We start from the raw sequence: 7,547 nt of genomic DNA, 5'->3' as shown, positions 1-7,547 counted from the left end.
AGACGAGTTCGATAGACTCGGGATGTACGCACCAAGGCAACGAGGTGTTGAGTCCGCGAGCACTAATCGGCCAAGCCACACATTCATACTGAACATCGCATTGGATCCGTGACGCGAGAACGGGTCCGGACGTAAACTGGACTACACATACACACGGTCAGAGACACACCACCGATATTGGCATGACAGCGGTTCGATTCCGTTGGTCGGCATTAGGGCGGCCACAGCGGCGAGGTTCCTCCCGTACCCATCCCGAACACGGAAGATAAGCTCGCCAGCGTTACGGTGAGTACTGGAGTGCGCGAGCCTCTGGGAAACTCGTTTCGCCGCCTCCACTCATACGTAGACTTTCATCCCTACAGAGCGGCTGCGTCGGCAGTTGCTATGTAGGGTTTTCTGCATATAGAGCTGACACAGCGACTCGCACGAGAATTGTGCCGTACCGCTATGCTTAAACGAACGCAGTGACAACCGTAAAACGCGCCAAGGTGGCAGAGTCCGGCCGAACGCAGCGGCCTGCAGAGCCGCCCACCGCCGGTTCAAATCCGGCCCTTGGCTTTTCCCCTTCCCAATCCTCAGAACGCAGTGGTTACTGTTATCGATCCCTCAAACACGACGTTCCGGATTCGTCTTTCGTCCACGGTTATAACTTAATAACCGATTTCAATACTGTCTTACTCGGCAATTGCTAGTACTGTCTGCTGACAGAGAGAACGGAGATCGCCTCATAATTGTCGGACTTGTCTCCCTTGCTCTCTTTCCGACCGGTGTTCGGTTCCTCAGTAAGAACGTGCTGAAGTCAGAACGAATCTGACCTGCGTTCAAATACCGATAGTTTCGTAATATCTCACTTGCGGAACTGTTCGCCGATAGATAGCGGGTCGGTCGCACTTTGAACTACACGAAGACGTTCCTGTTCATTTCGTTGCGCAGGCTGTGATCTCTCCGCTCTAACTCGCGCTGGATCCGTGAGCCGCTGCTCACAGTGTTGTTTGCAGAAAGAAAGCGGGCCGGGCGCGATTTGAATACACGGTCACACGATCGCTCGCTCCGCCCGCGCTGCGTGTTCCCTGCGATTCAAATCGCGGTCGCCGCTCTGCTCGTCATGAATTGTTCCTCGCAAAAGCGGGCCGGGCGCGATTTGAACACGCGACCGTCTGGTTAAAAGCCAGACGCTCTGCCAAACTGAGCTACCGGCCCTGTAGTTTCCTTTTTCGGGGAACAGCGGTTAAACGTTTCTTTCTCCACTGCTTCGATAGTGACCTCGCCGGTCCGATACCCGTTATTCGAAGTACTGTTCGAGCGCCTCGGTGACGAGCTGGCCGGGATCGGCACCGTCGATGGATGCACGTCGTCGAAGATCACGGTAGGTAGCGGGCGAGAGAATGAGTTCGAGTCGGCCGAGGATAATGCCGTGTTCGTTGAGGGCCTGGTCGATGGAGGCACCGTTGTTGATCGCGCTGGCGACGCTGCGGACGTCGCGGACGGTGAGGTCTCCGTCGAGGGTGGCCCACGCGAGGAGGAGCCGTGATTCGCCGCCGACCCGGGCGATGTGTTTGGCGGCTGTCGGGGCGATCTGACCGAGTGCGACCTGTTTGCGGACCGAGCGCGGGAGATCGTGGACGCGGGCCCACTTGCGGATAAAGGAGACAGTGGCGTCACCGCCGGCGCGTTCGGCGGCGGCCTTGTAGGAGCCTTCGCCGCGAACGAGGGCAGCGCAGGCGGCTGCACCGCGAAGCATGTAGAGGTGATCGTCGTTGGTCTCACCGCCGGCGAACCGGCGGACGGTTTCGGCGGCGTCTGCAAGGCTCTTGGGGTCGTCGGGATCGAACTGGACGGCTTCGCGGGCGCGGTTTCCGGCGACCGATTCATCACCCCGGATAACCGGTGAACCGACGGGCGATTCGCGGTCCGTCGGGATCGATCGATCATCGGGCCGATTGTCGGTCATGAACCTCGGTAAGAGTTCCGCCGTCAAAAAGGTCGTTATCGGGACGGAAGACTCAGTTATTCCTCTCGCTGTTCGGCGAGATGCTCCCAGATCTCCGTACAGCCGGCCCCCTCTTCGATATCGTCGAGGTGAGCGTCGTCACGCTCTTCCGCTTCCTGCTCGATCGGCTCTGGTTTGCATTCGGCTGTATCAGTCATTGCCGGCCATTCGAACCCCGTAGGCATAAGTATCGCTTCGGCTGCAAACGATACCCGTGCTCTGTCTTATGGGATCTTTCTGCCGCTATCTCTGACGAATAGAGATATCGCGACAGCTGTTCGGCACCCGTCTGATATCGAATCGCGCTCATCGGACCGGTAGTGACGACCCAGATCCGTGTGGCACTCGCGCGTATTGACTGACGAACGATCAGCGGTCGTCACTCGAGCCAGAAACACTGGATAGTTGGCCTTTCGGCTCGAACGGGAGCAAGTGTATCGATTCGACAGACCACGGTTGGAACGGGTGCTGGTGTTCGCTTCTTTCGATGTGGGTATGACAATATCGGTCGTGTCAGCACAGTTGGAGAGCTATTGAGCGAGAGGGAATGCGAACGGCCGCGTGGAATTCCCCGACACTGTCGTCAACCGGTGGCGTTGTGACGGACTGTCCACGCTTCTTGACCGAGTTCCTTGGTACGCTTCGAGTCAGTACCGAATTACCGCGAGGAAGTTGGGGCAAAAACGGCCGATAGGTGGGGCGCTGGATGGGATGAATGTCGCGAGTAATGGTGGCTCGAATCCGTTCGTATCCGCATTCGAAACTCGGACAGCGGTCGGACGCTTCGGAATCGTTTTGGTGCCGTTCTCGAGATCGTCGCTCGAGACGGCCGGCAGTATAAGTACTCGGAGACTGAGGGTCGAACCGACATGTCCGATCGACTGATGTCGGTTACCGGGTACACGACGTTGGATTACGTCGAGGGGAAAGCAGTGGGTGAGAGCTTCGAGTGGGAGTCGATCGCCGTCGTGAACGCGACCGCTGATCGCGAGGATCCCGACAGCGTTCGCCTCCAGCTGGAGCTCGATAACCTCGACGAGGAGCACCTGCCAAAGCACATGGACGAACTCGAGTTGACGCCGGAGCAGGCCCGTACGCTGGCCGCGGACCTCGAGAAACACGCGGATCGAGTTGAGGACGCGACGGAGTAGCTGCGGGTGCGCTGGCGGCGAGGACGACTCCCGAATCGTCGCCTGCCGTCGCAGGCTCCCGTCTTTTTCACTCGGGCAGCGAACGACGGAGTGGTTACACCATGAGTATGGACACTATCCAGGACCTGTTCGAGCACGGCCTCGAAGACATCTATCACGCGGAGCACCAGTTGCTCGACGCGCTCGAGGAACTCGAGGCGAACACCGAGCGCGACGAGATCTCCCAGGCGTTCTCGGAGCACCGCGAGGAGACCCGAGACCATATCGACCGGCTCGAGGAGGTCTTCGATATGTTCGGTGAGCCGCCCGAGAAGGAGGAGTGCGAGGGCATCGAAGGGCTCCTCGAGGAGTACGAGGAGTTCACGTCGATGGATCCCACGCAGGAGGTGATGGATTATCACAACATGGCGGCCGCCGAGAAGACCGAGCACTACGAAATCGCCGCCTACGGCAATCTGATCCCGCTGGCGGACCAGCTCGGAATGGATGACGCGGCCGATCTGCTCGAGGAGAACCTCCGGGAGGAGCAGGACGCCCTCGACGAGCTCAAGGGACTGACCGAGGACTTCGAGATCGACGCGATCCCGGCCGAGTGAGTCACATGACTGACGACTCCGACGCGCAAGACGACGAGGATCAGACGCAGTACGGCGGCACCGAAGACGCGGAGCCGACGACCGATCTCGACGAGGACGAAGGCGAAGCGAGCGACGACGAGTAGGGTGCGCGCGATCCGTTTTCGCGGCGGAGTCGATCGAGCCTCGAACTCGAGTGGCCCTGCCGCGACGCGTACGGCTTTTACTGTTCGGTGCGTTACCTTCGCGTGTGACGACGCCCGCCCCGGAAAGACGCGAGGAGGTGTCGATTAGACCGGCAGAGCGTGCGGATTTACTCGCGGTCGTTCGTATCGAGAACGCGTCGTTTGCACAGCCCTGGCCGTACAACGCCTTCGAGCGGTTTCTCGGCGAACCGGGGTTTCTCGTCGCGGAGGTCGACGGCGAGATCGCCGGTTACGTCGTCGCCGACGTGACACAGCAGATCGGTCGCGCGCTCGGCCACGTCAAGGACGTCGCCGTTCACCCGGAGCACCGTCGGACGGGCGTCGCCTCCACGTTGCTCTCCCGATCGCTCGGCGTGCTCGCGGCTCACGGTGCGGAGACGGTCAAACTCGAGGTTCGGCGGTCGAACGAGGGGGCGAAACGGCTGTATCGAGGCTTCGGTTTCGATTCGCTTCGACGGGTTTCCAACTATTACGGCGACGGCGAGGACGCGATCGTGATGGTTCGGAAACTGCGGTAGCGGGGTTCGGGACTGCGGTAGCGGATTGGGGCACGTTTTACCGTCCGAAACCGTACGGTCTCGTATGGGATACGCCTGTCCGGTCTGTGACGCCGAAGAGGCCGACGCGGTGCACCTCGCGAATCACCTCGCGATCACCGCGTCGCTCGGCCGCGAAAACCATCGCGAGTGGCTCGAGGAGCACGCACCCCACTGGGGCGACTGCAGTCCCGAGGAACTCGGCGAGATCGTCAGCCCGCACGCACGGGAAATCGACACGCCCGAGTTCGAGGGGTCCGGCCACGACCACGGCCATGGCCACGAGCCCGGGCGACCGGACGCGCTCGAGGAGGGGATCGCCCGCCAGAGCCGTCAGCCCGGCCGCGGTTCGCTGACCGCCGAAGCCGAGAACGTTCTGCAGGAAGCCGCAGAGTTGACTCGCGAGATGCAGACTGCAAGCGAGAGCGATGTGGACGACGAACCGAAGCCGAACGCCGACGACGTCGAGAGCGGGGACGGTGACAGCGACGCCGACGGGAACGCCACCGACGCGAACGAAAACGCGTAACTGGTTCTCTGCCGTCTCTCCCCATATGCACACGGTGGGGACGTTCACCTTCGAGTCGGCCGCGGACGCGCGCACAGAGTACGAATCGGTCGGCCCCGCGGCCCAGACGGTCGTCCGCGAGGTCGCGAAGGCCATGGAGTTCGACCGCGAGGAGTACGACGACCGCGTCACCAGCGACGTCATCGAAACCGCACGCGATGCCCTCTTCGCGAGCCTGCTCGAGGTTCGCGTCGGACCCCGCGAGGAGTTCGAGGACTGGCGCGACGACTACGATGGTGAGGTGATGATGGCGGGTCACGAGGACGTCGACCGCGTCGTCTGGCACGCGGGGCCCGACGGCCAGGCCGTCGCGGCGACGTTTCAGAACGAGGAGGAGGCGGCGATCGCGACGCTTCGCCGGCAGGCGTTCGGGCGCGTATACCGGGATATAGTGTAGGCCGTCCCGTTATACTCGAACCCGGAGCGACGACGGGAGTTCCGGGCGAGTAACTGTGTCCCGTCGCAGCCGGCGGAGCGACCACCATCTATTATCTACTCGAGCACGACTCTCCCACGATGACTGCACCCGACGAGTGGGACCTGCTCGAGGAGCGAACCGAGTACGAGACGGGCTGGTACGACGGCGGCTACGACCTGCTCGAACAGCCCGACGGGAGCCGGAAACGATACTACTGGGCCGACCTCCCTCCCGCGGTCGTCGTGGTCGCGCGGATCGACGGGAGCGTCCTCGTGGACGCGGATAGTGGTGGTGACGCTGGCGGCGACGAAGACCGCCTCCTGTGCGTCGAACAGTATCGGCCCGCGATCCGCGAGACGCACCTCGAACTCCCCGCGGGGATCGTCGAGGACGGCGAGTCGTACACGCGGGCTGCGACCCGCGAACTCGAGGAGGAAACCGGCTTTCGCCCCTCGAGCACCGCGCTCCTCCAGGAGTACGCCGTCGCGACCGGCGTTTTGCGCCACGACCGCGGCGTCGTCTACGCCGAGGGGCTCGAGCCCGGCGAGCGGGAACTCGACACCAACGAGTTCCTCGAGGTGACGACGGTGCCGGTGAGCGAGGCGCTCGAACGCGCCCGCGAGCAGCCGGCGAACGATTCGACGCTGTCGGCGCTGTTGCTCGCGAAAGAAGACGGCGTTCTGTAGCGCGATCCGATTTACTGGTCTCGTTCCACCGGATCGGCCGGACGACTGGACCCGTATTCTTATTCAGCCCGCGACCTAACGCGCCAGTAATGGACGGCGAAATCTCCACCGACGAGGTCAAGGAACTTCTCGAGGACGATGCGGACGTTCGTATCGTCGACATTCGCGACGAGCGAAGCTTCAAGGACAGTCACATTCCGGATAGCGAGAACATTCCCTTCCACGAGCTCACGGAGCGCGTCGACGAACTCGAAGACGACGATCACATCGTCACCGTCTGTCCGCACGGGAAGGCAAGCGTGCAGGCCGCAAAGCTCATCGGTTCCTACGAGGGGTCCGCCGATGCGCGCGTCGAGAGCATGGCGGGTGGACTCGATAAGTACGGCATGAAATTCGGCCTCGTTCGCGAGGAGGAAGACAGGGACGAACCGGCCGACCGCGAATCTCCGTTCTGATCGGTTCGGTCGCAGGGCCAGCGCACACTTCGTCTCCCACGGACCCTCGCGTCGTGTCTCCGTCGCTCAGTCGACAGTTCGGCTCAGCGATTCGTCTCAGCGATTCGAATCGGCCTCGAGCCGGAGCGGTGACGCGGTTAGTCGGAGTGAGCAGGCAGGGGTACGAGACGATGGCACGACCGCTCGGGACGGCGATGCGACTGGTCGATCGGTGTGAAAAAACGGATAGGAGCTTGCGATACGGTCGTGGGTTCGGAAGCCGTCTCAGCACATTGCGGGTATCAGGCGACGTTGAAACCCCGGTCCCGAAGGAACTCTTCGATGCGACCGGTGTGGTTGCCTTGGAGTTCGATGTGGTCGTCCTCGACGGTGCCGCCACAGGCGAACTTCGATTTGAGATCCGACGAGAGACTGTCCAGATCGACGTCCTTCGGATCGAATCCTTCGACGATCGTTACCTCTTTCCCGTATCTGCGCTCGTCAATGCGGATGTTGAGTTGCTGTTGTCCCTTGGCCACGTCCTCACAGACGCAGAGTTCCTCGGGCAGCCCGCACGTCGAGCAGACTTCCGACATTACGTTCGTAGCTATGAAACGGGCATATTAAACACTATCGGGACCCGCATGCTTTCGCGTGGTTCTTTTTGAGTGGGCGGGGGATTTACTGGCGACTGGCCCGGTGAACGAATCGAGTTCTCGTTCGATCGCGGTGAAATTCGGACCGCCCTCGGTCTTATCGGAGCCGACCGGCCACTGGAAGGGACTCTCGAGCGATATCGTCGACGATCTCGATCGCTTCGTCGGCGTCCGCCCGGCTGATACCGCCGCCGTAGGTCGCTCGCTCGTAGTAGTCGACGACCAGTTCGGTCCGCAGGTCGATCGGCTCCGCGTCGGCCGCGTCGTCCGCCGCTGCCGACAGCGCCGCCAGGTACGCTCGAGCCGATTCCGACCGATGCCGCGGCC

At 61.9% G+C, this 7,547-nt stretch carries 11 protein-coding genes, 2 tRNA genes and 2 rRNA genes; 10 read left to right on the top strand and 5 right to left on the bottom strand.

What is annotated here, in order from left to right:
- From PGX04_RS12640 to PGX04_RS12630, 3 genes are all read left to right on the top strand, one after another.
- Positions 1–86, top strand: a 23S ribosomal RNA gene (locus tag PGX04_RS12640); the annotation flags it as partial.
- Positions 87–213: 127 nt separating this feature from the next.
- A 5S ribosomal RNA gene (rrf, locus tag PGX04_RS12635) occupies positions 214–335 on the top strand.
- Positions 336–482: 147 nt separating this feature from the next.
- A tRNA-Cys gene (locus tag PGX04_RS12630) sits at positions 483–558 on the top strand.
- Between the two features lie 568 nt (positions 559–1,126).
- Here the strand turns inward: PGX04_RS12630 and PGX04_RS12625 are convergent.
- The 3 genes from PGX04_RS12625 to PGX04_RS12615 all read right to left on the bottom strand — a co-directional run bounded on the left by PGX04_RS12625 (position 1,127) and on the right by PGX04_RS12615 (position 2,148).
- A tRNA-Lys gene (locus PGX04_RS12625) sits at positions 1,127–1,200 on the bottom strand.
- A gap of 82 nt (positions 1,201–1,282) precedes the next feature.
- On the bottom strand, positions 1,283–1,951 hold the full coding sequence (locus PGX04_RS12620) for a DUF7119 family protein (protein WP_273738825.1): 669 nt from the start codon (positions 1,949–1,951) through the stop codon (positions 1,283–1,285).
- Between the two features lie 56 nt (positions 1,952–2,007).
- Positions 2,008–2,148 (bottom strand): hypothetical protein, encoded by a 141-nt coding sequence (locus PGX04_RS12615; protein WP_222920128.1) that lies wholly within the window; start codon positions 2,146–2,148, stop codon positions 2,008–2,010.
- 711 nt (positions 2,149–2,859) lie between these two features.
- Here PGX04_RS12615 and PGX04_RS12610 point away from each other — a divergent pair.
- From PGX04_RS12610 to PGX04_RS12580, 7 genes are all read left to right on the top strand, one after another.
- A complete protein-coding gene (locus PGX04_RS12610) occupies positions 2,860–3,141 on the top strand; it encodes a DUF6360 family protein (protein ID WP_273738824.1) in 282 nt (93 codons plus the stop codon).
- 101 nt (positions 3,142–3,242) lie between these two features.
- Positions 3,243–3,737, top strand: a complete 495-nt coding sequence (locus PGX04_RS12605) for a ferritin-like domain-containing protein (protein ID WP_273738823.1) — start codon at positions 3,243–3,245, stop codon at positions 3,735–3,737.
- A gap of 229 nt (positions 3,738–3,966) precedes the next feature.
- On the top strand, positions 3,967–4,440 hold the full coding sequence (gene rimI / locus PGX04_RS12600; protein WP_273738822.1) for a ribosomal protein S18-alanine N-acetyltransferase: 474 nt from the start codon (positions 3,967–3,969) through the stop codon (positions 4,438–4,440).
- A 64-nt stretch (positions 4,441–4,504) separates the two neighbouring features.
- Positions 4,505–4,987, top strand: coding sequence for a DUF5810 domain-containing protein (locus PGX04_RS12595; RefSeq protein ID WP_273738821.1), 483 nt, complete (start codon positions 4,505–4,507; stop codon positions 4,985–4,987).
- Between the two features lie 25 nt (positions 4,988–5,012).
- Positions 5,013–5,423 (top strand): DUF5809 family protein, encoded by a 411-nt coding sequence (locus PGX04_RS12590; protein WP_273738820.1) that lies wholly within the window; start codon positions 5,013–5,015, stop codon positions 5,421–5,423.
- Positions 5,424–5,542: 119 nt separating this feature from the next.
- Positions 5,543–6,130, top strand: coding sequence for an NUDIX hydrolase (locus PGX04_RS12585; protein WP_273738819.1), 588 nt, complete (start codon positions 5,543–5,545; stop codon positions 6,128–6,130).
- Positions 6,131–6,219: 89 nt separating this feature from the next.
- Positions 6,220–6,585, top strand: coding sequence for a rhodanese-like domain-containing protein (locus PGX04_RS12580; RefSeq protein WP_273738818.1), 366 nt, complete (start codon positions 6,220–6,222; stop codon positions 6,583–6,585).
- A 281-nt stretch (positions 6,586–6,866) separates the two neighbouring features.
- Here the strand turns inward: PGX04_RS12580 and yciH are convergent, their stop codons facing one another.
- Positions 6,867–7,160 carry a stress response translation initiation inhibitor YciH gene (yciH, locus tag PGX04_RS12575; protein ID WP_098725285.1) on the bottom strand — a complete coding sequence of 98 codons (294 nt, stop codon included), beginning with the start codon at positions 7,158–7,160 and terminating at the stop codon, positions 6,867–6,869.
- A gap of 157 nt (positions 7,161–7,317) precedes the next feature.
- On the bottom strand, positions 7,318–7,547 hold a 230-nt coding region (locus PGX04_RS12570), incomplete at its 5' end, for a DUF4129 domain-containing protein (RefSeq protein WP_273738817.1).

The sequence above is a fragment of the Natrinema soli genome, from assembly GCF_028618695.1.
Note: the sequence above shows the minus strand (reverse complement) of the source record. Positions and strands in the feature narration are given on the sequence as shown.